The sequence below is a fragment of the Mesorhizobium sp. CNPSo 4684 genome, assembly GCF_057784315.1.
The window spans coordinates 82,157-105,820 of sequence record NZ_JBWLUX010000010.1 but is presented as its reverse complement, the minus strand read 5'-3'; the positions used below and the strand labels follow the sequence as shown (position 1 = coordinate 105,820).

Genomic DNA, 23,664 nt, shown 5'->3' with positions numbered 1-23,664 from the left:
TGGCCCAACGCAGGCGCATTGTTTCGGCTGCGTCTACCCTTATTGTGCGCTGCAATGAACGCCGCGCCGTCACCCCTTCGCCTCGCTCTCGCCGGCATGATTGCCATCGCCGTCGCCATGGGCATCGGCCGCTTCGTCTACACGCCGATCCTGCCCGGCATGATGGAAGAACTGCATCTGTCGCCGGCCGATGCGGGCTGGATCGCATCGGCCAACTATCTCGGCTACCTCGTCGGCGCGCTTGCCGCGGCCGGCGGTTGGGCACATGGGCGCGATCGTTTGCTGATGTTTGGCGGCCTTGCCGCAAGTGCTGCGCTCGCCGCCCTGATGGGGCTGACCGAGACGATGACCGCCTTCATCGTCATCCGTTTCCTCGCCGGTCTCGCCAGCGCCTTCGTCATGGTGTTCATGGCCAGCATCGTCTTTGGTCATCTGGCTGCCGCCAACAGAAGCGACCTGCAGGCGCTGCATTTCGGCGGCGTCGGCCTGGGCATCGCCGCATCCTCGGCGCTGATGGCTCTTCTGGTCACCGAACATGCCGGCTGGCCGGCGGGCTGGCTGTGGTCGGGCGCGATTTCGGCTGGCGGCTTGGCGCTCGTCGCCTGGCTCGCTGGCGGCACCGCGCCCGTCAATGGCGTGGCCGGCCGCGAACCGGCGCTGCCCAACGACCGCTCGCTGCTGAAGGTCATCATCGCCTATGGCCTGTTCGGCTTCGGCTATGTGGTTACGGCAACCTTCCTCGTCGCCATCGTCCGCCAGGGTGGCGGCGGCCGCGTCTTCGAGGCAACCGTCTGGATGGTCACCGGCCTTGCCGGCTTTCCCTCGGTCTGGCTCTGGCAGAAGATTGCGGCACGGATCGGGCTCTACGCAGCCTATGCCGTGGGCTGCCTGGTCGAAGTGGTCGGCGTCACCGCCAGCGTCGCCATGGGCGGCACCGTCGGGCCGCTGCTGGCAGGTGTCCTGCTCGGCGGCACCTTCATCGCCATCACCGCGCTCGGCCTGCAGACGGCAAGGCTGCTCGTTCCACAGGCGCCGCGCCGCATCTTCGCGCTGATGACTGCTTCCTTCGGCATCGGCCAGATCGTCGGCCCGATCGTCGCCGGCCTGCTGGCGCAGGCCTCGGGCAACTTCTTCCTCGCCTCGATCGTAGCTGCTGCCGTATTGCTGGTATCTGCTGGGATAACCTGGTCGGCTGCGCCAAAATCGCCATGATTGTGGTCTTGCTCGATGCCGGGCATCGGGCACGGGCATTTGCTTTCCACCTAATGTGTGACTTTATGCCCGCTGAACGGCAATCCCGCTGATTTGCGCATCGACCGAGGATTTCACCACAGTGTTCGTATCGTTTTTTCCGCAGCCGAAGCTGTTCTTCTCTTCGGTGGCCATCTGGAGCCTTGCCGCAATCCTGTTCTGGTTCTTTGGAGGTGAGCAGTTGGGGGCCTTTTTCGGTATGCCACCGGCCGCCGCCGACGCGCCGCCCATCATCGGCATCGCCATCCTCGTGTCGAAGCCATTCCTTTGGTTCTATCTCTATTTCGCGTTCTGCGTGCTCGTGTTCTACGCGTTCTGGAGCTGGTATTCACCGCATCCCTGGCAGCGCTGGTCCATCCTGATGACGGCGGTCATCCTGTTCTTCATCTATTTCAATGTGCAGGTCAGCGTCGCCGTCAACGCCTGGTACGGCCCTTTCTTTGACTATGTGCAGGGGCTGATGTCCGGGACGGGAAAGTCAACCAATGGCGAATTCTACATCGGATTGGCCGACTTTTCATGGCTCGCGCTGGTTGGCATGAATGTGCAGGTGGTCAATGCCTTCATCGTCAGCCACTGGATCTTCCGCTGGCGCACCGCGATGAACAACTATTTCGTCGAGAACTGGGGCAGACTTCGCCATATCGAGGGCGCCTCGCAGCGTATCCAGGAAGATACAATGCGCTTCTCGCAGATCATGGAGGATCTCGGCGCTACCTTCGTCCAGTCGATCATGACCTTGATTGCATTCCTGCCGGTGATGATCCAATTGCAGTCCCACATCAGTGAGTTGCCGATTGTCGGTGCGATCCCTCAGCCATTGGTGGTCGCGGCACTGGCCTGGTGTCTGTTCGGAACGATCTCGGTCATGGTCGCCGGTCTGAAGCTTCCGGGACTACAATTCCGTAACCAGCGCGTTGAAGCTGCTTACCGCAAGGAACTGGTCTATGGCGAGGACCATGCGGACAGAGCCCAGCCAGCCACCACTGCCGAGCTGTTCGCGAATGTTCGTCACAACTATTTCAGGCTCTATTTCCACTACATCTATTTCAACGTTGTCCGTTACACCTACCTGCAGGCCGACAACATTTTCTCACTGCTGATCCTGGGGCCGTCACTGGTTGCGCACAAGATCACCTTTGGCGCGCTGAACCAGATCTCGAACGCCTTCGGCAAGGTTACCGGGTCTCTGCAGTTTCTGCTCACCTCCTGGTCGACCATCGTTGAACTTCAGTCGGTTCACAAACGCCTGCGCGCCTTCGAAGCGACACTGCAAGGCGAGCCGCTGCCGGATATTGATCGGCGCTACCTGGAGCGGCAGAGCGTCGAAGATCCTGCCTGAGTGAAGATCCTGCCTGAGTAAAGACTGAATTTGTGATGCAAACGGTGGGCGGCTCAGCCGCCCACCGCCGCCTGTCTCTCGGTGCCGCCCTGCCGCGCGACATAATCGCGAAAACTGATGCACTCGACATCGGATTTGAGGCAGGTCTCGCCGGCAACGCGTTCCAGCGCGTTCCAGTAGGCGCCGTCATTCATCAGGGTGAAGTGGAAGCTGAGCACCAGTGGAATGCGCTTGCCCTGATATTGCTTGTCGAAGGCGGCGCGGAAGGCCTGATAGGTCCGCTCGCTGAACTCAGCCGCCTGGCTTGGCCGCTCGAAGCCGCCGGAATGGCGGACATAGAGATTGTAGTCCATGGCGATCACCGGCCTTGAATTCGGGCCTTCCGGGATCTGCGGCAATGAAAAGCGGGTGAGGCCGCCGCTGGCCGGCGGCTCGACCGGACCTTTCGAAACACCGCTGGCATCATAGTGGTAGCCGGCTTCAGGCAGGGCCTCATAGAGTCCTTTGCTTGTCGACAAATAGGGCGCGCGAAAACCGGTCACGGCATGGGCAATATCATGCCAGCCCTTGGGTTCGGGCGTGATGCCGTTGATCGAATAGGCGTTCTCCAGAATGTGCTCGAACGAGGCGAACTCCTTCAGCCAGTCGGCCTTGCTCCAGTCCTTGCCGTCGAAATGGCCGCAGCCATGGCTGGCGATGTCGTGGCCTTCCGACGCGGCGAACCCGATCTGCTCGAGGCGGTCAGCGACTTCCTGTTTCGAGGCGGCAAAGCCGATGTTGGATTTGCCCGCGGATTTGCCCGGCGGCGTGTATTCGGCGCGCGTCTGCTGCGACAACAGGAACACGCAGGACAGAAAGTAGGTGAAATGCGCGCCGGTGCGCTTGGCCAGTGCCCGGCTTCGCTGCCATTGCGAGATCTCGCGGGCGCTGTCGAACGAGATGATGACCACTTGCTTCAGCTTGGCCGGGACGGGTGCGGCCGGCGGGTCGGCGAAAACTGCGCCCGCCGTGGCAAGCATGGCTGTGGAAAACGCAACAACGCGGGACAGAAGAGGCATCGACAATCTGGGCTTGATCCGGAGGCAGTCAAAGCCGGCTATCGGCAAAATGTGGCGTGGGTACGGTCGGCGCCCGGAGCATGATCCCGAAAAGTGGAGACCGGTTTTCGGAAAAGATCATGCTCAAAATAGGAAATGGCGCCCGATCCCGACCCCGTCGGGATGGAACAGGCTCCAGCCGCCTGCCAGGCGATTAGCCGATTTTCCTGCCCAGCCCCTTCCATGCCGACAAAATTTCGCTAAAACGCGGGGCTCAAGAAGCGCCCCTTCCGGGGCAGCAATGGTTTTGATTGATGTCCGACGACAGTTTTATCCGTGAGGTCAACGACGAGATCCGTCGCGAGCAGGCGCAGGCGCTGTGGGACCGTTTCGGTCCGGCGATCCTTGGCCTCGCCATCCTGGTGGTGCTCGGCACCGCTGCCTTCGTCGGCTACCGCTATTGGGACGAGAGCCGCGCCAACCGCTCCGGCGACGCCTTTTCGCAGGCGCTGAAGCTTGCCAATGACGGCAAGAGCGACGATGCGCTGACAGCGCTTCAGCAGTTGGAAAAGGATGGCTACGGCGCCTATCCGCTGCTCGCCCGCATGCGCGCGGCAACCGTCAAGGCCGACAAGGGCGACTTTGCCGCCGCCGTCGCGGATTTCGATGGCGTCGCCGCCGACACCGCCATTCCCCAGGGCATCCGCGACATGGCGCGCCTGCGGGCAGCCCTGCTGCTCGTCGACCACGGCTCCTTCGCCGACGTCTCCAGCCGCGTCGAGGCGCTGACCGCCGACAACAACACGCTGCGCCACACGGCGCGCGAAGCGCTCGGCCTTGCCGCCTGGAAGGAAGGCAAGACCCAGGATGCGCTGAAACTGTTCGACCAGATCGCCGCCGATGACGGCGCCCCGCGCAATGCGCGCCAGCGGGCGACGCTGATGTCGGAACTGATCCGCGGCTCGGGCGCGTCATGATACGCGTCGCCCAAAATGCGCTGCGGTTTTGGGCGATGGATGACGGATTGTAGGGCCGGATGAGCTTCAAAGTCGCCATTATCGGCCGTCCCAATGTCGGCAAATCGACGCTTTTCAACCGGCTGGTCGGAAGGAAGCTGGCGCTTGTCGACGACACGCCGGGCGTCACCCGCGACCGTCGCGTCCACGCGGCAAAACTCTACGACCTGCATTTCGATGTCATCGACACCGCCGGTTTCGAGGACGCGGCCGCCTCGACACTGCCCGGCCGCATGCGCGCGCAGACCGAGATCGCCATCCGCGAAGCCGACCTGATTTTCTTCACCATCGACGCCAAGTCCGGCCTGCTACCCGACGACCGCACCTTTGCCGAAATCGTGCGCAAGTCCGGCAAGCCGGTCGTGCTGGTCGCCAACAAGGCCGAGGCCAAGGGCGCCCAGGGCGGCATGCTGGAGGCCTGGGAGCTCGGTCTCGGTGAGCCGATCCCGGTCTCGGCCGAGCACGGCCAGGGCATGCCCGACCTGCGCGATGCGGTGATCGAAGCCCTTGGTGAGAAGCGCGCATTCGACGAGGAAGAGGACGACGCCGAGGAGGAGGTCGCCGCCAGCGAGGTGCTGATCGGCGAGGACATCACCGATCCCGACGCCGAACCCGCCTATGACGACACCAAGCCGATGCGCATCGCCGTCGTCGGCCGCCCCAATGCCGGCAAGTCGACGCTGATCAATGCGCTGATCGGCGAGGAGCGGCTGCTGACCGGCCCGGAAGCCGGCATCACCCGCGATTCCATCTCCGTCGATTGGGACTGGCATGGCCGCAGGCTAAAACTGTTCGATACCGCCGGCATGCGCCGCAAGGCGAGAATCCATGAAAAGCTGGAAGTGATGTCGGTGCAGGACGGCCTTCGCGCCATCCGCTTCGCCGAGATCGTCATCATCGTGCTCGACGCCACCATCCCCTTCGAGAAGCAGGATTTGCAGATCGCCGACCTCATCATTCGCGAGGGCAGGGCGCCGGTCATCGCCTTCAACAAATGGGACCTGATCGACAATCCGCAGGAGCTGCTAGCCGAACTGCGCGAAAAGACCGGGCGGCTCTTGCCGCAGGTGCGCGGCATCCAGGCGGTGACGGTTTCCGCCGAGACCGGCCGCGGCCTCGACAAGCTCATGGATGCCGTCATCAAGACGCACAAGGTGTGGAACAGCCGCGTTTCCACCGGCAAGCTCAACCGCTGGCTGGAAAGCATACTGGCGCATCATCCGCCACCCGCCGTCGCCGGCCGCCGGCTCAAGGTCAAGTATGTCACCCAAGCCAAGACGCGGCCGCCGGGCTTTGTCGTCCAGTGCTCGAGGCCCGACGCGATGCCGCAATCCTACGTCCGCTACCTCTCCAACAGCCTGCGCGAAGCCTTCGACATGCCGGGCGTGCCGATCAGGATAGCGCTGCGGACTTCGGACAACCCGTTCGCGGGGAGAGCGAACAAGCGCAAGTGAGCGTCAGACTTGCGCAGGCTCGCGGGACAGCACCCCCCTCTGGCCTGCCGGCCATCTCCCCCGCAAGGGGGGAGATCAGCAGTTCGTTCTGACGGCGCCTTCTTGCAACGTTGAAGATTCGCGAGAGCACTCGCGCCATCCAATCTCCCCCCTTGCGGGGGAGATGTCCGGCAGGACAGAGGGGGGTGTGCGGGAACTCGACGCCGGATGATCATCGCGTCTAAGCGACCTCCCTCAGCCGCGCACCCCCCGGCAGCGCCTCTATCGCCGCCTGCAACAATATGTCCGCCAGCCGCGCCGCAACCGGATCCAGTTCGGCGTCCTTCTGGTGCAGCACCAGCGCCATGGTCGGCAGCGCGGGCAAACCGAGCATCTGCGGCGCCATCGCCCTGACATTGGCCGGCAGGCCGATATCGGTGCGGATGGTCAAGCCGAGCCCGGCGGCGACCGCCGCCCATATGCCGCCAAGGCTGGGGCTGGAGAAGGCCATCCGCCACGGCAGGCCGGCGCGGTCCAGCGTTTCCGTCGTTACCGTGCGCAACAGGCAGGGCGCTTCCAGCGCCACCAGCGGCAGCGCCTCGCCCTCGCGCAGGCTGGTCTCGATCAGCTTGGCCGGGCCGATCCAGCGCAATTGCGCATCGCTGACATGCCGGCTGTAGGGCAGCGCCTGGCCGCTGTCCCAGGCCAGCGCAATGTCGAGATTGCCTGATGTGATCCGCTCGGCAAGCTCATAACTGCGTCCGATCCTGGCCTCGATCTTGACCTTAGGGTGCGCGCGGGCGAAGCGCCCGAGCACCTCCGGCAACACCGCCTCGCCGAAATCCTCCTGCAGGCCAAGCCTGACCCAGCCTTCCAGTTCGACGTCGTGGATGGCGGAGGCCGCCTCGTCATTCAAATCGAGCAGCCGCCTGGCGTAGCCAAGCATGGTCTCGCCGGCTTCGGTCAGCGCCAGGCCGCGGCCCGACTTGCGGAAGATCGGCGTCGCCGCCTGCTCCTCCAGCTTCTTCAGTTGCGCGCTGACCGCCGAGGTCGAACGTCCGAGGCGGTCTGCGGCCTTGGCGAAGCTGCCGAGCTCCATGCCGGTGACGAAGCTTCTGAGGACATCGAGGTCAAAGGTTACACGTCGCATCACAATGATCCTGCTTTTCGGGAACAATTATCAAAAAATTCCCGATATTCGGGATGAAGTTATGGCGGTAGAGACAAGGCGTCAAGGGTTCGGAAGGGCCATTACAGGAGTTCCGCCATGTCGATTGCCGACGCAAATTGTGAGCTACGCCGGGTTGGTCGAGCAGCCGCCGTCACCGCCATTTCGAAGGCCGAACGATTTCGCGCCAATCATCGCTGGAAGGTGCTCGGCATCGGCGTTGCCGCCAATGCCAGTTTCTCCGCCACCTTCGCCGGCATACCGGCGGCAGCGGTGTTTCTGCGTTCGGGCTATCAGCTCTCCAACGGCAATCTCGGCCTCGTCCTCGGCCTTCTCGGCCTGGGCGTCGCCTTGAGCGAACTGCCCTGGGGCCTGCTCACCGACCGCTGGGGCGATCGCGGCGTGCTGTTGACCGGTTTGGGCGCGACCGCGGCGTGGCTCGCGCTGATGGCGTTTTTCATCGTGCCGTCGGCGACCTATGTGCCTGGCGTTGCCATGCTGGCCGCATGCCTTCTGGCCACCGGCCTGCTCGGCGGCAGCGTCAACGGTTCTAGCGGCCGCGCCATCATGGCCTGGTTCCATGAGGGCGAGCGTGGTTTTGCGATGAGCATCAGGCAGACGGCGGTGCCGCTCGGCGGCGGGCTCGGCGCGCTGGTCCTGCCGTCGCTGGCCTCAGCCCATGGCTTCGCGGCAGTCTTCGGGCTGCTGGCCGCCGTGAACGCTGTCTCGGCGCTGTTGGCCTGGGCCTGGCTGCACCAGCCGCCGGAGGTCGACCCGGAGATCGACAATGCCGGAGGCATTGCGACGACAAAGCCGGCCGGCCCGGCGCCGCTGCGCAATGTCGAGGTCTGGCGCATCGCCACCGCGATCGGCCTGCTTTGCTTTCCGCAGGTGGCGGTGCTGACCTTCGCCTCCGTCTTCCTGCACGATTTCGCCGGCATGGGCACGCTGACGATCAGCGCCAGCCTTGCCACTGTCCAGACCGGCGCCATGGTCATGCGCGTCTGGAGCGGCCGCTTCACCGACCGCCACGGCAACCGCCGCTGGTTCCTGCGCCTCTGCAGCATGACGAGCGCGCTTGGCTTTGCGGCTCTCGGCCTGCTGGTCCTGGCGGCAGGAGCCACGCCGGGCGCGTACGCCGCGCTGATGCCGGCGATCGCGGTGCTGCTGGTCGTTGCCGGCATCTCGGTCTCGGCCTGGCATGGCGTCGCCTACACCGAGCTCGCCACGCTGGCCGGCGCCAGCCGCGCGGGAACCGCGCTCGGGCTTGCCAACAGCTTCGTCTTCATCGCCTTCTTCGTGGTGCCGACGGCCATTCCGGCATTGCTGCTCGTCTGGTCGTGGCCAGGCGTCTGGCTGGTCGGAGCGCTCTGCGCACTCATCGCCTGGCCGATCTGGCTGCGGCCGAACTGACCACTTTGACGGACCCGCGAACGGCGTTCCATTCCGGAGCAGTTTGAAAAAACACCATCGTTAACGTTAACCCCGCATCAAGGTTAATGCTTCATTTTGGCCTCCAGTGGCTCAGTGGCGTTTCTGGAGAGTTCCCCGTGCATCGACGTGTCTTGAAGCGGCTGGCTGCCGCCGCCGGTGAGAAAAAACGTTCGTTCGTATCGCCATTGGTCATCGGGCTCGGCATCTGGATCGGCTTTCCAACCGTCGTCGCCTACCAGGACATGGGCAGCCTGATTTCCGGCCTCGAAGCATCGGGCAGCCGCTGGAATTCCTATGTCGAGCGCTCCGTCGCCGGTTCGGTCCATGCCGCTGAAATGCCTTTCATCGATTCCGTCACCACCGGTTCGCTCTCGGGCTCGGGCGTGCGCCTGCCCGGCGTCGGCAAGGTCTCGTTTCGCGGCAAGGGCAATGTCGCCGGCGTCACGCCCGACGAGGACCGCATCATGCGCGCCGACAAGAAGGGCCGCATCATCCAGGTCTCGCCGGTGGCGCCGCCGAAGAATTTCAATGCCGGCTCGATCTTCCAGCGCACCTCTTCGCTGCTGCGGCCGAGCATGGACAGCGGTCTGAAACTGGCCTTCGCCAAGCCCGGCATCAAGGGCAAGGAAATCCAGATCGCCCAGGCCTTCCATACCAATGTGGACAAGAAGCCCGATCCCGGCGTGCCGGCCATGCTTGCCGCCCTCGTCAACAATGACAAGCCGGACGTGCTGGCCACCGCCTATGCCCAGGCCGAACCCGACTACGCCAAGGCCTCGCCCTTCGAGGCGTTGCTGCAGGACGAGGAGCCGAACAGCGGGCGCTTCATTCCGCCGATGGCCAAGGGCGATCACTCGTGGATCCAGAACCCGTTGCCGGCCAGCGTCTTCTCCAAGAAAGAGCAGGCCTGCCTTGCCAACGGGATCTATTTCGAGGCGCGCGGCGAATCCGTGCGCGGCCAGGCCGCCGTCGCGCAGGTCATCCTCAACCGCGTCCGCAATCCGGCCTATCCGAATTCGATCTGCGGCGTCGTCTACCAGAACGACAACTGGCTGAACCGCTGCCAGTTCTCCTTCGCCTGCGACGGCCGCAAGAAGCGCATCGAGAGCCCCGCCAACTACAAGGTGGCGCAGGATGTCGCCATGGCGGTCACCGCCGGCAAGATCTTCATTCCGGAAGTCGGCTCATCGACGCACTACTACGCCAACTATGTCCATCCGGGTTGGGCCCGCACGATGGAGAAGATGACCAAGATCGGCCTGCATATCTTCTACCGCACCTATGGCGGCGGCTGGAGCTGAGCCCTTCGGGCTGCCGTCTGTTACGAGCCGCAAAAGCCCCGGGGCGCCGAAATCGGACGCCGGTCGCCGGACGGATTCGGGGCATGTGCCGACCCCATAGTGCCGGGCACGATGTCGCACCTCGGCAAGAGATTGATTTCATTAGAAAAAATACATGACTTTGAAGTCCCGCCCGTGGCTTGACGGGCGCGGACCCTCTAACTATGTTGCCGGCGACTTTAGAAGCGGACGGACGGTAACGGTCTGACCGGGCAGGGGGGTTCGATGGCCGACAAGAATGGGCCACACGGAACCGGAGAAACCGGCCGCGGCAGCAAGCATGAAGCCGACATCCGCGACGAAGAACTCGAGCGCCGCCGGCGCGAGCTTGGAGCATCGCTTGCGACAAGACGGCCGGATCGGCTAGAGGGGAATGACGGCGCGAAGGCGACGGCCGGATATGGCCAGGCGCTCAAACTGTCCAGCGAGTTCATCGCCGGGATAGTGGTGGGTGTGGGCCTTGGCTGGTTTCTGGATCGTGTGGCGGGAACCTCGCCATGGGGTCTGGTCGTCGGCTTGTTGCTGGGCTTTGGCGCCGGCGTGCTCAATGTCCTGCGTTCGGCAGGTGTTGTGGCGGAATTCGGAAAAAGCGAGAAGTCGCGCGATCCGAAAGAATGAACTGGCGCCGTTAATGGCGCATAAGGACACTGAGGCCGTTCGCGGCTTTGACGGGGATGTAAATGGCTGCTGACAAGGTCGATCCGATCCACCAGTTCCATATCGTCAAGCTGATTCCGATCAACATCGGCGGCTATGACCTGTCCTTCACCAATTCGGCTCTGTTCATGGTCGCGACCGTGCTCGTCGCATCGGCGTTTCTTTACCTCTCTACCTCGAGCCGTAGCCTTATTCCCGGGCGCCTGCAGTCGGTCTCGGAAATGGGCTACGAGTTCGTTTCCAACATGCTGCGCGACGCCGCCGGAACGCAAGGGATGAAGTTCTTCCCCTTCGTGTTCTCGCTGTTCATGTTTGTCCTTGTCGCCAACCTGCTTGGCCTTTTCCCCTACTTCTTCACCGTCACCAGCCACATCATCGTCACCTTCGGCCTCGCCGCCCTGGTGATCGGAACCGTGGTTGTCTACGGTTTCATGAAGCACGGCCTGGGTTTCCTTAAGCTATTTGTGCCGCACGGCGTTCCGGTCTTCCTGCTGCCGCTGGTGGTGCTGATCGAAGTGATTTCTTTCGTCTCGCGCCCGGTCAGCCTTTCGGTTCGTCTGTTCGCCAACATGCTGGCCGGCCACATCACGCTGAAGGTGTTTTCGGGCTTTGTCGTCAGCCTCAGCGCGCTGGGCGCCGTCGGCGTCGCCGGTTCGGTGCTGCCGCTGGCCATGGCAGTCGCGCTGACCGCCCTTGAATTGCTGGTCGCCTTCCTGCAGGCCTACGTCTTTGCCGTGCTGACCTGCATGTATCTGAACGACGCCCTGCATCCCGGGCACTAATCGAGAGTTTCCGGCATCTTCGCCGGATGGAATTGCAACGGAATTACAGATCCAAAGGAGTTTTGAAATGGACGCAGAAGCAGCAAAGTACATCGGCGCCGGCATCGCTTGCCTCGGCATGGGCGGCGCGGGCATTGGCCTCGGCAACATCTTCGGCAGCTACCTGGCGGGCGCGCTGCGCAATCCGTCGGCCGCCGATGGCCAGTTCGGCCGCCTGATTTTCGGCTTCGCCGTGACCGAAGCTCTGGGCATTTTCTCGCTTCTGATCGCGCTTCTCGCCCTGTTCGGCTGAGCACTCGAGAAGATTGGACAGGCGGCCGCTACCCTGCGGCCATGCCTGATATCAGGGGATAGTCCATGTTCGTGACATCTGCCTTTGCGCAAGAGTCCGCACCTGCCACCGAAGGCGCCCACACCGGCACGGAAGGCGACACGCATTCCGGCACCGGCGTGCCGGCTGAGGCGCACGGCATGTTCCCGCCATTTGATCCGGCGACGTTCCCGTCGCAGCTTCTGTGGCTGGCGATCACGTTCGGTCTGTTCTACCTGTTCCTGAAGAAGGTGGTGATGCCGCGCCTCGGCGACATCCTCGACGTGCGCAGCGATCGCATCACGCAGGACCTCGACCAGGCCGCCAGGCTGAAGGGCGAGGCTGACGCTGCCGTTGCTGCTTACGAGCAGGAACTGGCGGAAGCCAAGGCCAAGGCCAATACGATCGGCCAGCAGGCCAACGACGCAGCCAAGGCCGAAGCCGAAGCTGCCCGCAAGAAGGTCGAGGCCGCGCTCGACAAGAAGCTCGGCGAGGCCGAGGCCAGCATTGCTTCCATCAAGGCCAACGCCATGAAGGAAGTCGGCACGATCGCCGAGGACACCGCTTCGGCCATCGTCGAAGCGCTTGTCGGCGGCAAGACCGGCAAGGCCGAGATCGCGGCGGCCGTCAAATCCGTGGCCCGCTGAGGAGCACATCATGGACGCCACATCACTCGCGACGCTCTGGGCCACCGTCGCCCTTATCATTTTCCTCGGCATCGCCGTCTACATCAAGGTACCGGGGCTCATGGCCAAGGCGCTCGACGCCCGTGCCGCCAAGATCAGCAACGAGCTTGATGAAGCCCGCAAGCTGCGCGAAGAGGCCCAGCAGCTGCTCGGCCAGTACCAGAAGAAGCGCAAGGAAGCCGAGCAGGAGGCCGCGGCAATCGTCGCCGCCGCCAAGCGCGAGGCAGACATGCTTGCCGCCGAAGCGCACAAGAAGACCGAGGACTATGTTGTCAGGCGCACCGCGCTTGCCGAGCAAAAGATCGGCCAGGCCGAGCGCGAGGCAGTCGCCGAGGTACGCGCCAGCGCCGTCGACATCGCCGTCGAGGCAGCCCGCACGCTGCTTGCGGCCAAGGTCGATGCCAAGGCCGGAGCCGACCTGTTCAAGTCCGCGCTGCAGGACGTGAAAGCCAAGTTGAACTGAGCGGGGTTGAAGCCGCAAGCATGAAGCCGCCCGGGCAACCTGGCGGCTTTTTTGTTGAGCGCGGCGATGGAGATTGGCGAAGGCGGTTGTGCGCGTAATCTCCCCCCTCGAGGGGGAGATGGCCGGCAGGCCAGAGGGGGTCGCCGCTCGTCAAGCGCTGGCCTTCTTCGCTGAAAATGGCGTCGCGCCCGGTCGGACCGACCCCCTCTGTCGCCTCTGGCGACATCTCCCCCTCAAGGGGGGAGATTACCTTCATTCCAAGCCGGCAAAACCCTCTTCTTCCACCACCTCAATCCCACCGAGCCTGAACGGCGCGAACGACGCGCGGTGCAGCCTTGCCACCGGGCCATGCGCTTCGATCGCCGTGCGATGCCGCACCGTGGCGTAGCCCATATGGACTTCGAACCCGTAGCGCTCGTGGTGGCTGCCGCAACCGCACATCATGCGGTCGCGCATCACCTTGGCGACGATCGAGGCGGCGGCGATCGACTGCGAGCGCTGGTCGCCCTTGATCAGCGCGCGGCCCTCGCAAAGGAGACCCGGCGGCACGTCGCGGCCGTCGGCCAGCGCCAGCTTCGCCTGGATCGGCAGGCCGGCAAGCGCCCGGCGCATCGCCTCCAGGCTCGCCTTGAGGATGTTGCTGCCGTCGATGCCTTCGGCGCTCACCGAGGCCATCGATACGCCGAGCGCGGAGCCGAGGATTTTCAGGAACAGCGCCTCGCGCTGCAGATGATTGAGGCGTTTGGAATCGTCGAGGCCGTCGGGAATGTTGGCGGGATCGAGGATCACGGCTGCCGCCACCACCGGCCCGGCGAGCGGACCGCGGCCGGCCTCATCCATGCCTGCCACAGGCCACAGCCCTTCGGCCATCGCCTTCGTCTCGAAGGAGAAGTCGGGCTTCTCGACGATTTCGAAAAGAAGCGGAGAATCGGAACGCGCGCGAGCCATGTTGCGGCGAGGTTCGCATCGGCTCCGATTCTCCGCAAGTCCCTCCAGGGTCCGGTGGGGCAAGACCGGGAGGGCACCGTCTGCAGGCCGGGGGACAGGCCGGACGGGATTCTTGTTTCCTGCCAGCCACTAGAGCAGGCAGGCGACGGTTTCAGAGCAGCATCAGTTGCTCGGTTGCATTGGCGGCTGCGACAAAATGATCGGTTCTGAGCGTCCGCCGCTCGGCATTGAGGCCGAGCCGCTTGGCAGTGATCTCGAAGCGCCGGCCGATCTGCCAGGCATAGGGTCCGGCGCCTTTCATGCGCTTGCCCCATTCCGAATCGTAATCCTTGCCGTCGCGCATCGAACGGATCAGCGACATCACATGCCGGTAGCGGTCGGGATAGTGGCGCAGCAGCCAGTCCTTGAAGATCGGCGCCACCTCGAGCGGCAGGCGCAGGATGACATAGCCGGCCTCGCGGGCGCCGGCGGCACGGGCCGAATCGAGGATGCGTTCCATCTCCTGGTCGGTCAGGCCGGGGATGATCGGCGCCACCATGACCGAGGCCGGAATGCCTGCATCCGAAAGCTGCCTTATTGCCTCCAGCCGCTTGGTCGGCGTTGACGCGCGCGGCTCCATGGTGCGCGCCAGCATGCGGTCCATCGTCGTCACCGACAGCGCCACCTTGGCCAGTCCGCGTTCGGCCATGCGCGACAATATGTCGATGTCGCGCGTCACCAGATGGGATTTGGTGACGATGCCGACCGGATGGCCGCGCGCCTCCAGCACTTCGAGGATCTCGCGCATGATCCGGTATTGCTTTTCGATCGGCTGGTAGGGATCGGTGTTGGTGCCGATGGCGATGGTGCGCGGCTGGTAGCCGTCCTTCGACAGTTCCTTGTCGAGCAGCCGCGCCGCATCCGGCTTGGCAAACAGCTTCGATTCGAAGTCCAGCCCCGGCGACAGGCCCATGAAGGAATGGGTCGGCCGCGCAAAGCAATAGACGCAGCCATGCTCGCAGCCGCGATAGGGGTTGATCGAACGGTCGAAGGAAATGTCGGGCGATTCGTTGCGGGTGATGATGGTGCGCGGCTTCTCGACCTGCACCTCGGTCTTGAACGGCGGCAGTTCCTCCAGCGAATTCCAGCCATCGTCGAACACATGCCGGCTGACGGGCTCGAAGCGACCGGATGGATTGATGCCGGCCGAACGGCCGCGGTTACGGTCCGGACGGACGCGCATGCCGCTCTGTTCGATCATGGCATTGGCCATCTCGGCTCTTCCTGCCCCGAAGGCTGCAATGTCCGCACGCACGATATGTTCCATTTTCGCCCTCTCCCAGGGACTGTCGGCCGGCTGTCGATTCGGTCTGTTCATGAAAATAATCCTATTTTGCCGATGAGAACAAAGCAAGAACTTTTTTGTTGTGCAATGCAAAACTGGCGCTGCGCCAGGCTTTCCGCTATTCGGCTAAATATGCTCAGCGTTCTTATCGAAACCCGAGATGACGAAGAGGGCCTTGCCCGCACGCTCGCCTCGCTGATCGGCGGCGCGGTCGAGGGCGTGGTGCGCGACGTCATCGTCTGCGACACCGGCTCGACCGACCAGACGCATCGGGTTGCCGAACACGCCGGCTGCCACTTCGTCGCCGGCGGCATTGCAGCCGGGATCCGGCAGGCGAAAGGCGACTGGCTGCTGTTTCTGGAACCTGGCGCGCGGCTTTCGGAAGGCTGGACCGATGACGTTGTCGCCCACACGGCGCGGCAAACCATGCCGGCGCGCTTTTCCCGTTCGCGCGGCAGCCGCACACCGTTCCTGGCGCGGGTGTTTTCGGGCAACCGGGCGCTGTCCGAAGGGCTGGTCATCAGCAAGCGGCAGGCTTCGTCCCTGGCGAAAAGCGCCCGTAGCGCCGAGGCCATCGCTCGCGGCCTGGCGACGAAGAGGCTCAATGCCGAGATCTGGATGGCGCCGCCGAAGTGAGGTGCTTTGCTCGGCCGTTCGCGGGCGCCCGAAGCTTTGCCCATTCATTAGCCCGCGTGAATTTTGCAGGTGCGTTGTCTGTTGTGCATTGCACAAAATATGACGCGGGGGTAGCATTCCCCTCAGTGCGGGACAATTGGGTTTGGGTATTGCCGGAGCGGTGAGCAACCGACGCTGTATCGGCTTCCGTTCATACCTGAGGACCCCGATGAACCTTTCGACCCCTGACAAATCCGGCGCAGCCAGCCTGGAAGCCATCGCCCGCAATGGCAGCCTGCTCCGCCGCATCGCTGTGCGGATCCCGACCTATCTCAAGGATATGCGCGAGAACCCAGCCTGGCTGCCAATGTTCATGCTTGCCCGCACCATGCCGGCGCGCAAGCTGCACTGGCTGGGCGCCAAAGCCGCGCGCCCGGCGCAGAGTGTCGGAGCTACGATGTTCAAGGGCGTCGAGCTCAACTCGATCGTCGAAACGCTGCGCAGCGATGGGTTGTTCTCAGGCCTGGTGCTGCCGCAGGCGATCCATGAGGAGATCGCCAGCTTCGCGCAAAGCACGCCATGCTTCGGCAATTTCGATCGCCGGCTCGAATTCATGCCTGGGGATCATGGCGAGGCAGAGAAGCGTTTCGGCCGTTCCTTGCTCAGCGGCCACTATTTCGAGCGCATCCTCGGCTGCAAGGCGGCACTCGCCATCCAGAGCGATCCGCTTCTGCTCGACATCGCCCAGCACTATCTCGGCGGGCAGGCAAAGCTGATCACGACGCGCGTCTGGTGGAGCTTTCCGACCGGCGAGGCCTCCGATGCCGACAAGAACCTCGCCTCCCTCGGCAAATACCATTTCGATCTCGACGATTGGCGGATGCTGAAATTCTTCTTCTATCTGAAGCCCTGCGATGCCGGCACGGGCCCGCATGTCTATGTCAGGGGCAGCCACAACAGGCGCAGCCTCAAGCACCAGCTGACGCTGCTGGTCGGCCATCCGGCGGAAGAGGTGCTCAAGGTCTATGGCGACGATAGTCCGCTCACGCTGACCGGCGAGGCAGGTCTCGGCTTTGTCGAGGACCCGTTCGGCTTCCACATGGGCACCGTGCCGTCACGCACGCCACGGCTGATGATGGAGGTCGGATTCGGTGTGTCGCCGCCCTCGCGCCGCCGCTTCCACGGCGAACCGGTCATCCGCTGACGCCCAACCGAATCTCCACCGGCATCCAGCGCGCCTGCCGCCGGGCGATGCGGCCCTCGCGGTCTTCGGCATCATAGTCCATTGGGACCGGCTCGCGGCTGAACCGCGGCCGTTCGTCCAGCGCATTGACGATGACGATCGCCCTGGGGTCGCCACCATCGGTGGTCACTGCCGCGACATAGACGCCGCAGTTGCGGCAGATGAGATAGTCGGCGGTGCGCAATCCAAAGCGGTATCGGTGCAGTCGGGCTTCATCCTCGACGGAGACGATCAATCGTCCCTGCGGGTCGGCGGCAGCGCGCGAGCCATGCCGGACACAGAAAGCGCATTGGCAGGCGCGGATCTCCATGTCGGATGGTTCGATGCCAGTTTCGAATGTCAGGTGGATGGCGCCGCAATGGCAGCCGCCGCGATACGTTCTCATCGGATCATTCCGCCTTGAGTGACTTGGCCGCAGACTACGCCTTAGGCAACTCGCAGGAAATGACCTCTCGAAGGCGTAGCTGCCATTCCGCCTGACAAAGGCAGCGCTGAACCGCTATCCGCCTTGCTTTACGAGCCGGCCTTGCCGCGGCGCAAATGCTCGTCCAGGCGCGGCATGATCTCGACGAAGTTGCAGGGCATGTGGCGGTAGTCGAGCTGCGGCTTCAAGATGCCGTCCCAGGCGTCCTTGCAGGCGCCGGGCGAGCCCGGCAGCACGAAGACGAAGGTGGCGTTGACGACGCCGCCGGTCGCCCGGCTCTGGACGGTGGAGGTGCCGATCTTGTCGTAGGAAATGCGATGAAACACTTCGGAAAAGCCGTCCATGCGCTTTTCGAAGATCGGCTCCAGCGCGTCCGGCGTCACGTCGCGGCCGGTGAAGCCGGTACCGCCGGTGGTGATGACGACATCGATCTCCTTGTCCCGGGACCATGCCAGGACCGTATCGCGGATCTTTTCACGATCGTCGGTGACGATGTCGCGCGCGGCGAGGACATGGCCGGCCTCGGTGATGCGATCGGCCAATGTCTGGCCTGACTTGTCGTCGGCAAGGCTGCGCGTATCGGAAACCGTCAGCACCGCGATGCGCACCGGGATGAACGGGCGGCTCTCGTCAAGTCTGGCCATCAATTCCCTCCGATGCGATGCTGCGCGTCGCGGCGACGAACCAGTCCGGTTCGCGGCTGCGGATCTCGGCGGCGGCGCGCTTGGCGACATTGCCGGTCTCGAACAGCCCGAAACATGTCGCGCCGGATCCCGACATGCGCGAAAATCCGGATCCGGCCCGGTTCAGGAGGGAAAGCGCTCTGCCGATGGGAGGCTGGATCGCCTGCGCCGGGGCCTCAAGATCGTTGCGGGTCATCTCCAGCCAGTTGCGCATACTGTGGAAGTCGAAGCCGCGCGGCAGCGGAGGCAGCCCTTCATTGTCCCGCTTCCCAAGTGCGTTGAACACGTCGGGCGTGGAAACGGCGACGCCGGGATTGACCAGCACCAAAGCGAGTGCCGGAAAATCCGGCACCAGTGACAGCTCGTCGCCGACACCGCGCGCGACAAGCGGTTTTGCGGAAAGACACATCGGCACATCGGCGCCGAGCGTAAGACCAATCCGCACCAGTTCGGCCTCGCCGATGTCGAGTTCCCAGGCCCGGACGAGACCGCGCAGCACCGCCGCGGCGTCACTCGAACCGCCGCCGACGCCGGAGGCGACCGGCAGGTTCTTTTCCAGCCGGATGGCAACCGGCGGCGTGCTCCGCTGGCCTGCCCGGCTGCGCAGCGCCTCGCGCGCCCTCACCACCAGATTGCTGTCGTCTATCGGCACAGAAGTCGCGTAGCGGCCCGCTGCGGAGAACCGGTCGCTGTCGGCAGGTTCGATCTCGACCCTGTCCCCGAAGCGGGTGAAAACGACCAGGCTGTCGAGCAGATGATAGCCGTCGGCACGCCTGCCGGTGACATGCAGCGCCAGATTTATCTTGGCAGGCGCCAGCCATGTCCGGGCTGCGGCATCCACAGTGTCGGCTGTTGACGGGATGATGCTCAGTCCTTGGCCAGGCGGTATTCGCCGGTCTTGGGATCCTTGACCAGCGTGCCGTTGGCGCCGTTGGCCGCCTGCTTTTCGGTGCGCCGCACCTTGGCCGTCACGCGCTCGGCCTCGCGGATGAAGGTGCGGTAGCCGAAATAGGCGGCGGCGCCGACAATCGCGAAGAAAATGATCTGCGGCATCTCAAAACTCCTCCCTCGCAAGGCGGCAAGGCAGACTGTCAAGCCCTCATGCTAGACGCTTTCCCCGCTTTTTCAAAGCCCGAAGCGCGCCCATAATGCGCGCTCTTCCGCCGCATCGATCATGCCGCTGGCCGCAGCGGCAGCAATATCGGGCGCCGAAAAGTTCGAGCCGAACAGGCCGATGCGGCCGAACAGGCCGCGCGGGGCCGTGATCAGCCGAAGCTGGGTTTTCGCCCCGAAACGGGTCTTGAGCACGGTTCGCATATCGTTCAACGCATCGACAAGGCCAAGCTCCAGCCCCTTCTTGCCGGTCCAGAACAGGCCGGTGAACAGGTCCGGATCGTCCTTCAGCTTGGTGCCGCGGCGCTCCTTGACCAGGTCGATGAAGGTCTCGTGCACTTCGAGCTGCAGCGCCTTCAGGCGCTCGATATCTTCCTTCTTCTCCGGTTTGAACGGATCGAGTACCGCCTTGTTCTGACCGGCGGTGTGGACGCGGCGCTCGATGCCGATCTTCTTCATGAGCTCGGGAAAACCGAACGAGGCCGAGACGACGCCGATCGATCCGACGATGGAGGACGGATCGGCAAAAATCTCGTCGCCTGCAACCGCGATCATGTAGCCGCCCGAGGCCGCCACATCCTCGACGAAGACCAGCACCTTTTTGTTCTTCTCGACGGCGAGATCACGGATGCGCTTGAAGATCAGCCGAGACTGCACCGGCGAGCCGCCGGGCGAATTGATCGAGATGGCGACGGCCGGCGCGTCGAACAGGAACGCCTTTTCGATAAGGGCGGCCGTGGAGGCGAGCGACAGGCTCGGCCGGAACTGGCCGCCGCCGGGCATGATGGTGCCGTGCAGCCTGATGACGGGAATGGTGACGACACTGGAGCGCCAGGATTTCGGCAGCAGGCGGTTGAAAAAGCGTTTCACGAGGTGGCTGTCTCCAGTGGCAAAAGAGCAAGATAGATCAGTTTTGGAAGAAATTCCTCGGGCGGCGCGGATGTTGCTCTGGGCATGTAGGGATTTGCTGGCCAACGGCAATGCCGCGGTTTTGGGGCGAATGCATGTCGCGCTGCCGCTTTGCGGCAACGGCATGCTCAGCCCCAAATCAATCGCTGAACAGCGATGCCAGTCCGTTGTTGATCATCTCGGTCCGTTCCGACGGGCCGTCGCCCGTCTTGGTATGCAGCATCAAAGGCGGGCGGATCGACAGTTTTCCACGCGCGCCGAGTGCTGCCCGCACGACAATGCGGATCGCTGCTGCTTCCGGGCGTGGGTGGACGGCCAGCATCTCGGCGTCGCCGAAGCGGCCCGACATCGCATCGAGGAGGTCGCCGAGCTGTTCGGGCCGCGCAATAACGGCCAGGCCGCCGCGCGGCCTGACCACCGCGGCCGCACTTCTGATCCAGTTCTCGAACAGCCCGTCTTCCATCACATGCGCCTGCCGGCGCAGCGGATCGGGCGTGGCGCGGTCTTGCGCCCCGTTGAAGGGCGGGTTCATGATGACGAAGTCGAAGGAATTGTCGGCAAGGCCGGCCTGCGTGCGCGCCCGGCCCGACAGCGTGACATCGGCTGTCAGCACCGAGGCGCGGTTGCCGAGATGCGCATTGCCGGGATGGGCGAGTGTCGTCGCGGCGAACCCCGCCATCTCGGTCGAGCGTTCGACAAGCACGACCTCAGCCGCTGGGCAGCGAGACAGCACGGCCAGGCCCGCGGCACCCGCGCCGGCGCCGAAATCGGCAAGCCGCCCGGCAAAGGCGGACGGCACCGCCGCCGCCAGCATCATGGCGTCCATGCCGGCGCGATGGCCGGTCGTGGGCTGCACCAGCCAGAAGCGGCCGCGATGGAAGGCATCGACCGTGTGGGCCGGCGTGTCACCGGCGAGGGCGCTCGCTTCAGCCATTATTTCTGGCGGATTTCGTTCTCGATGCCGGCGTCTTTCAGAATACGCCGCGCCTGATCGGCCTGGTCGGCGTCGACCATGACGCGCTTCTGCAAAAGACCGATCGACCCTTCGAGAATGCTCATATTCCGATCGGCGACGAAGCAGGCAATCCCGGCATCGCGCATCAGCGATTCGACAAAGGAGATGATCACGGCATCGTTGGTGCGGACGAGTTCTATCATCGGACGAAGTTCGCAGGTTGCATCGTTGATGTAAACGCTGGAGCATGGTGCCGAAAAGTATGAAGCGGTTTTCGGGGTTGACACGCCGTCACCGCAGCCGCGCCAATTCGCCTCTTGCCGTGCCGGTATGTGCCGCCCTAGAGTCCTTGCAGGGACCAGGGTGCCGTCGCACACGTGATCAAGACGGGAGTGTTTGTTGGTGGGTGTCGTTCTCAACATCGAAAACGGGAAGCGGGAACCCGCTTCCATCAAGGATCTCATCGAGCTGACATCAGCCGATATGGGCCGCGTCAACGAATTGATCCTGTCCAAGGCCGGCTCCGACGTCGAGATGATTCCGGAGGTCGCCAACCATCTGATCTCGTCGGGTGGCAAAAGGCTGCGTCCCATGCTCACGCTCGCCGCCGCCCAGATGTTCGGCTATTCTGGAGAAGGCCACGTCAAGCTCGCCACCTCGGTCGAGTTCATGCACACCGCCACGCTGCTCCATGACGATGTCGTCGACGAGAGCGGCATGCGCCGCGGCAAGAAGACGGCGCGCATGATCTGGGGCAACCAGGCCAGCGTGCTGGTCGGCGATTTCCTGCTCGGCCAGGCTTTCCGCATGATGGTCGATGTCGGCTCGCTCGAAGCGCTCGACATCCTGTCCAGCGCCGCCTCGATCATCGCCGAGGGCGAGGTGATGCAACTGGCCGCCGCCAAGAACCTCGACACCACCGAGGACGAGCATTTCGCCGTCATCAAAGCCAAGACCGCCGCACTGTTCTCGGCCGCCGCCGAGGTTGGCCCAGTCATCGCGCTGGCGACGCGCAACGATCGCGCCGCACTACGCTCCTACGGCATGAATCTCGGCCTTGCCTTCCAGCTCATCGACGATGCGCTGGATTATGGCGGCTCCAGTCTGGAGCTGGGCAAGAATGTCGGCGACGATTTCCGCGAGGGCAAGGTGACGCTGCCGGTGATCCTCGCCTACCGGCGCGGCACCAAGGCCGAACGTACCTTCTGGAAGCGCGCCATCGAGGACAATGTCACCGACGATGCCGGGCTGGAAAAGGCGATCGGCCTGATGACCCGCCATGGCGCGATTGCCGACACGATCGGGCGAGCCCGCCATTTCGGCGAGATCGCCCGCGACGCGCTGGCGCCGCTGGAAGCGACGCCGCAGAAATCGGCGCTGATCGACGTCATCGACTTCTGCATCAGCCGGGTGAACTGACCGGCGCCTGGCGCGCCGAGCGATTTTGCCGCGAAATCGCACAGCGGCCGGCTCGACAAAGCGGCATGTCGCAAATTATCTATAAAACATGGCAAAGACCGCAGACGACACCATAGCCGTGCGCATCAGCAAGGTGCTGGCCGACCGCATCATATCGGGCGCGATCGAACCGGGCACGCGGTTGCGGCAGGATCACATCGCCGAGGAATTCCAGACCAGCCATGTCCCGGTGCGCGAGGCCTTCCGGCGCCTGGAGGCGCAAGGGCTGGCGATCGGCGAGCCCAGGCGAGGCGTGCGCGTCGCTGCTTTCGACCTCGGCGAGGTCAGGGAAGTCGCCGAAATGCGGGCCGCACTCGAAGTTCTGGCGCTGCGCAACGCCGCGCCGCACCTGACGGCGGCCATTCTCAACCTTGCCGAAGAAGCCACAAAAGCCGGCGACAAATCCCGCGATGTCCGCTCCTGGGAGGAGGCCAACCGCACTTTCCACCGGCTGATCCTGGCGCCCTGCGGCATGCCGCGGCTCATCGCCACCATCGACGATTTGCATGCGGCAAGCGCGCGCTTCCTGTTCGCCGCCTGGCGCTCGGAATGGGAAATCCGCACCGACCAGGATCACCGCGCAATTCTCAGCGCACTCAGGCAAGGCAACATCGAATCGGCCACTGCCACCCTTGGCCGGCACGTGCAGTGGATCGGCCAGAAACCGGTCAAGACCGCCTCCGGCAAGATGCGCGAAGCCTTCGCCATCGTCGGCTAGGGGCGGTATAGGGCTACAGACGAGTCGTCGGCTTCGTTGACGAGCCCGCGCGTTGCGATCCTGCACACCCCCCTCTGTCCTGCCGGACATCTCCCCCGCAAGGGGGGAGATTGGATGTCGCCCCCGGTTTCGCTAATCGTCGACGTTGCAGGAAAAAGCGTCGCCGGCAAAGCTGCCGATCTCCCTCCTTGCGGGGGAGATGGCCGGCAGGCCAGAGGGGGGTGCTGTCCCGCCAGCCCTTCCAATGTCCTTCATCTCGGCGCTCAAGACCCAGCCTTTTTCAGGGCGAGGGGTTGCCATCCCCGCGCAAATATGGATTCGATAATAGATCGAACAACAAAATTATCTATAATTT

26 protein-coding genes are annotated in these 23,664 nt (G+C 63.9%); 15 read left to right on the top strand and 11 right to left on the bottom strand.

Annotated features, from left to right (window positions below; translation table 11 throughout):
* The first annotated feature begins 54 nt into the window (after positions 1-54).
* The gene (locus AC04SG_RS11385) at positions 55-1,212 is read left to right on the top strand and encodes a YbfB/YjiJ family MFS transporter (protein WP_488551090.1); all 1,158 of its coding nucleotides are present in this window, start codon (positions 55-57) and stop codon (positions 1,210-1,212) included.
* A 121-nt stretch (positions 1,213-1,333) separates the two neighbouring features.
* Positions 1,334-2,593 carry a peptide antibiotic transporter SbmA gene (sbmA, locus tag AC04SG_RS11380; RefSeq protein ID WP_488551089.1) on the top strand — a complete coding sequence of 420 codons (1,260 nt, stop codon included), beginning with the start codon at positions 1,334-1,336 and terminating at the stop codon, positions 2,591-2,593.
* Positions 2,594-2,646: 53 nt separating this feature from the next.
* On the opposite strand, the gene AC04SG_RS11375 is transcribed toward sbmA, so the two are convergent.
* Entirely contained in the window at positions 2,647-3,651 is a 1,005-nt protein-coding gene (locus tag AC04SG_RS11375; protein WP_488551088.1) for a polysaccharide deacetylase family protein, read from the bottom strand.
* A 293-nt stretch (positions 3,652-3,944) separates the two neighbouring features.
* On the opposite strand from AC04SG_RS11375, the gene AC04SG_RS11370 reads away from it, so the two are divergent.
* Positions 3,945-4,607, top strand: a complete 663-nt coding sequence (locus tag AC04SG_RS11370; RefSeq protein WP_192256206.1) for a tetratricopeptide repeat protein — start codon at positions 3,945-3,947, stop codon at positions 4,605-4,607.
* A 59-nt stretch (positions 4,608-4,666) separates the two neighbouring features.
* Entirely contained in the window at positions 4,667-6,100 is a 1,434-nt protein-coding gene (gene der, locus AC04SG_RS11365) for a ribosome biogenesis GTPase Der (RefSeq protein WP_477237104.1), read from the top strand.
* Between the two features lie 220 nt (positions 6,101-6,320).
* Here der and AC04SG_RS11360 read toward each other — a convergent pair whose 3' ends face one another.
* A complete protein-coding gene (locus AC04SG_RS11360; RefSeq protein WP_488551087.1) occupies positions 6,321-7,229 on the bottom strand; it encodes a LysR substrate-binding domain-containing protein in 909 nt (302 codons plus the stop codon).
* A gap of 117 nt (positions 7,230-7,346) precedes the next feature.
* On the opposite strand from AC04SG_RS11360, the gene AC04SG_RS11355 reads away from it, so the two are divergent.
* From AC04SG_RS11355 to AC04SG_RS11325, 7 genes are all read left to right on the top strand, one after another.
* A complete protein-coding gene (locus AC04SG_RS11355) occupies positions 7,347-8,660 on the top strand; it encodes an MFS transporter (protein WP_488551086.1) in 1,314 nt (437 codons plus the stop codon).
* Between the two features lie 137 nt (positions 8,661-8,797).
* Positions 8,798-9,982: a cell wall hydrolase gene (locus AC04SG_RS11350; protein ID WP_488551085.1), complete on the top strand. Its 1,185-nt coding sequence runs from the start codon at positions 8,798-8,800 to the stop codon at positions 9,980-9,982.
* 264 nt (positions 9,983-10,246) lie between these two features.
* Complete coding sequence (locus AC04SG_RS11345) at positions 10,247-10,639, top strand: AtpZ/AtpI family protein (protein ID WP_112567037.1); 393 nt, start codon at positions 10,247-10,249, stop codon at positions 10,637-10,639.
* Between the two features lie 62 nt (positions 10,640-10,701).
* Entirely contained in the window at positions 10,702-11,460 is a 759-nt protein-coding gene (locus AC04SG_RS11340) for a F0F1 ATP synthase subunit A (RefSeq protein ID WP_454573732.1), read from the top strand.
* A 67-nt stretch (positions 11,461-11,527) separates the two neighbouring features.
* Entirely contained in the window at positions 11,528-11,752 is a 225-nt protein-coding gene (locus AC04SG_RS11335; protein WP_006206606.1) for a F0F1 ATP synthase subunit C, read from the top strand.
* Positions 11,753-11,817: 65 nt separating this feature from the next.
* Positions 11,818-12,417, top strand: a complete 600-nt coding sequence (locus tag AC04SG_RS11330) for a F0F1 ATP synthase subunit B (protein ID WP_488551084.1) — start codon at positions 11,818-11,820, stop codon at positions 12,415-12,417.
* Between the two features lie 10 nt (positions 12,418-12,427).
* Positions 12,428-12,919, top strand: a complete 492-nt coding sequence (locus AC04SG_RS11325; RefSeq protein WP_477342289.1) for a F0F1 ATP synthase subunit B — start codon at positions 12,428-12,430, stop codon at positions 12,917-12,919.
* Positions 12,920-13,171: 252 nt separating this feature from the next.
* Here AC04SG_RS11325 and rnhB read toward each other — a convergent pair whose 3' ends face one another.
* Both rnhB and AC04SG_RS11315 read right to left on the bottom strand, forming a co-directional pair.
* A complete protein-coding gene (gene rnhB, locus AC04SG_RS11320) occupies positions 13,172-13,867 on the bottom strand; it encodes a ribonuclease HII (protein ID WP_488551083.1) in 696 nt (231 codons plus the stop codon).
* 151 nt (positions 13,868-14,018) lie between these two features.
* A complete protein-coding gene (locus tag AC04SG_RS11315) occupies positions 14,019-15,173 on the bottom strand; it encodes a PA0069 family radical SAM protein (protein ID WP_181058382.1) in 1,155 nt (384 codons plus the stop codon).
* Between the two features lie 150 nt (positions 15,174-15,323).
* Between AC04SG_RS11315 and AC04SG_RS11310 the strand changes: the two genes are divergently transcribed.
* Both AC04SG_RS11310 and AC04SG_RS11305 read left to right on the top strand, forming a co-directional pair.
* Positions 15,324-15,827 (top strand): glycosyltransferase, encoded by a 504-nt coding sequence (locus AC04SG_RS11310; protein WP_488551082.1) that lies wholly within the window; start codon positions 15,324-15,326, stop codon positions 15,825-15,827.
* Between the two features lie 208 nt (positions 15,828-16,035).
* A complete protein-coding gene (locus tag AC04SG_RS11305; RefSeq protein ID WP_488551081.1) occupies positions 16,036-17,010 on the top strand; it encodes a hypothetical protein in 975 nt (324 codons plus the stop codon).
* On the opposite strand, the gene AC04SG_RS11300 is transcribed toward AC04SG_RS11305, so the two are convergent.
* From AC04SG_RS11300 to AC04SG_RS11270, 7 genes are all read right to left on the bottom strand, one after another.
* The gene (locus AC04SG_RS11300; RefSeq protein WP_488551080.1) at positions 17,000-17,434 is read right to left on the bottom strand and encodes a GFA family protein; all 435 of its coding nucleotides are present in this window, start codon (positions 17,432-17,434) and stop codon (positions 17,000-17,002) included. The two genes, AC04SG_RS11305 and AC04SG_RS11300, sit on opposite strands and share 11 nt — an antisense overlap.
* A gap of 128 nt (positions 17,435-17,562) precedes the next feature.
* Positions 17,563-18,117: a molybdenum cofactor biosynthesis protein B gene (gene moaB, locus AC04SG_RS11295; protein ID WP_488551079.1), complete on the bottom strand. Its 555-nt coding sequence runs from the start codon at positions 18,115-18,117 to the stop codon at positions 17,563-17,565.
* Entirely contained in the window at positions 18,104-18,997 is an 894-nt protein-coding gene (locus tag AC04SG_RS11290; RefSeq protein ID WP_488551078.1) for a 4-(cytidine 5'-diphospho)-2-C-methyl-D-erythritol kinase, read from the bottom strand. Before AC04SG_RS11290 ends, moaB begins: the two co-directional genes overlap by 14 nt.
* Before the next feature lie 26 nt (positions 18,998-19,023).
* The gene (locus AC04SG_RS11285; protein ID WP_112567004.1) at positions 19,024-19,209 is read right to left on the bottom strand and encodes a hypothetical protein; all 186 of its coding nucleotides are present in this window, start codon (positions 19,207-19,209) and stop codon (positions 19,024-19,026) included.
* Positions 19,210-19,281: 72 nt separating this feature from the next.
* Positions 19,282-20,139 carry a S49 family peptidase gene (locus tag AC04SG_RS11280; RefSeq protein ID WP_488551077.1) on the bottom strand — a complete coding sequence of 286 codons (858 nt, stop codon included), beginning with the start codon at positions 20,137-20,139 and terminating at the stop codon, positions 19,282-19,284.
* A 178-nt stretch (positions 20,140-20,317) separates the two neighbouring features.
* Entirely contained in the window at positions 20,318-21,112 is a 795-nt protein-coding gene (locus AC04SG_RS11275) for a tRNA1(Val) (adenine(37)-N6)-methyltransferase (protein ID WP_488551076.1), read from the bottom strand.
* A complete protein-coding gene (locus tag AC04SG_RS11270) occupies positions 21,112-21,336 on the bottom strand; it encodes a putative signal transducing protein (protein WP_488551075.1) in 225 nt (74 codons plus the stop codon). Before AC04SG_RS11270 ends, AC04SG_RS11275 begins: the two co-directional genes overlap by 1 nt.
* A gap of 199 nt (positions 21,337-21,535) precedes the next feature.
* Here AC04SG_RS11270 and AC04SG_RS11265 point away from each other — a divergent pair, with 199 nt between their 5' ends.
* Together AC04SG_RS11265 and AC04SG_RS11260 are read left to right on the top strand one after the other, a co-directional pair.
* Positions 21,536-22,552, top strand: a complete 1,017-nt coding sequence (locus AC04SG_RS11265) for a polyprenyl synthetase family protein (RefSeq protein ID WP_192256836.1) — start codon at positions 21,536-21,538, stop codon at positions 22,550-22,552.
* Positions 22,553-22,640: 88 nt separating this feature from the next.
* Positions 22,641-23,309, top strand: a complete 669-nt coding sequence (locus tag AC04SG_RS11260) for a GntR family transcriptional regulator (RefSeq protein ID WP_488551074.1) — start codon at positions 22,641-22,643, stop codon at positions 23,307-23,309.
* Positions 23,310-23,664 lie beyond the last annotated feature (355 nt).

Bases quoted from the DNA above. Each gene is read 5' to 3' on its own strand.
- AC04SG_RS11375 (WP_488551088.1), bottom strand. From the start codon at position 3,651: ATGCCTCTTCTGTCCCGCGTTGTTGCGTTTTCCACAGCCATGCTTGCC.
- AC04SG_RS11335 (WP_006206606.1), top strand. From the start codon at position 11,528: ATGGACGCAGAAGCAGCAAAGTACATCGGCGCCGGCATCGCTTGCCTC.
- AC04SG_RS11260 (WP_488551074.1), top strand. From the start codon at position 22,641: ATGGCAAAGACCGCAGACGACACCATAGCCGTGCGCATCAGCAAGGTG.
- moaB (WP_488551079.1), bottom strand. From the start codon at position 18,117: ATGGCCAGACTTGACGAGAGCCGCCCGTTCATCCCGGTGCGCATCGCG.
- AC04SG_RS11330 (WP_488551084.1), top strand. From the start codon at position 11,818: ATGTTCGTGACATCTGCCTTTGCGCAAGAGTCCGCACCTGCCACCGAA.
- AC04SG_RS11305 (WP_488551081.1), top strand. From the start codon at position 16,036: ATGAACCTTTCGACCCCTGACAAATCCGGCGCAGCCAGCCTGGAAGCC.
- AC04SG_RS11275 (WP_488551076.1), bottom strand. From the start codon at position 21,112: ATGGCTGAAGCGAGCGCCCTCGCCGGTGACACGCCGGCCCACACGGTC.
- AC04SG_RS11310 (WP_488551082.1), top strand. From the start codon at position 15,324: ATGCTCAGCGTTCTTATCGAAACCCGAGATGACGAAGAGGGCCTTGCC.
- AC04SG_RS11370 (WP_192256206.1), top strand. From the start codon at position 3,945: ATGTCCGACGACAGTTTTATCCGTGAGGTCAACGACGAGATCCGTCGC.
- AC04SG_RS11270 (WP_488551075.1), bottom strand. From the start codon at position 21,336: ATGATAGAACTCGTCCGCACCAACGATGCCGTGATCATCTCCTTTGTC.
- AC04SG_RS11285 (WP_112567004.1), bottom strand. From the start codon at position 19,209: ATGCCGCAGATCATTTTCTTCGCGATTGTCGGCGCCGCCGCCTATTTC.
- AC04SG_RS11345 (WP_112567037.1), top strand. From the start codon at position 10,247: ATGGCCGACAAGAATGGGCCACACGGAACCGGAGAAACCGGCCGCGGC.
- AC04SG_RS11300 (WP_488551080.1), bottom strand. From the start codon at position 17,434: ATGAGAACGTATCGCGGCGGCTGCCATTGCGGCGCCATCCACCTGACA.
- AC04SG_RS11315 (WP_181058382.1), bottom strand. From the start codon at position 15,173: ATGGAACATATCGTGCGTGCGGACATTGCAGCCTTCGGGGCAGGAAGA.
- AC04SG_RS11360 (WP_488551087.1), bottom strand. From the start codon at position 7,229: ATGCGACGTGTAACCTTTGACCTCGATGTCCTCAGAAGCTTCGTCACC.
- AC04SG_RS11340 (WP_454573732.1), top strand. From the start codon at position 10,702: ATGGCTGCTGACAAGGTCGATCCGATCCACCAGTTCCATATCGTCAAG.
- rnhB (WP_488551083.1), bottom strand. From the start codon at position 13,867: ATGGCTCGCGCGCGTTCCGATTCTCCGCTTCTTTTCGAAATCGTCGAG.
- AC04SG_RS11355 (WP_488551086.1), top strand. From the start codon at position 7,347: ATGTCGATTGCCGACGCAAATTGTGAGCTACGCCGGGTTGGTCGAGCA.
- AC04SG_RS11385 (WP_488551090.1), top strand. From the start codon at position 55: ATGAACGCCGCGCCGTCACCCCTTCGCCTCGCTCTCGCCGGCATGATT.
- AC04SG_RS11325 (WP_477342289.1), top strand. From the start codon at position 12,428: ATGGACGCCACATCACTCGCGACGCTCTGGGCCACCGTCGCCCTTATC.
- der (WP_477237104.1), top strand. From the start codon at position 4,667: ATGAGCTTCAAAGTCGCCATTATCGGCCGTCCCAATGTCGGCAAATCG.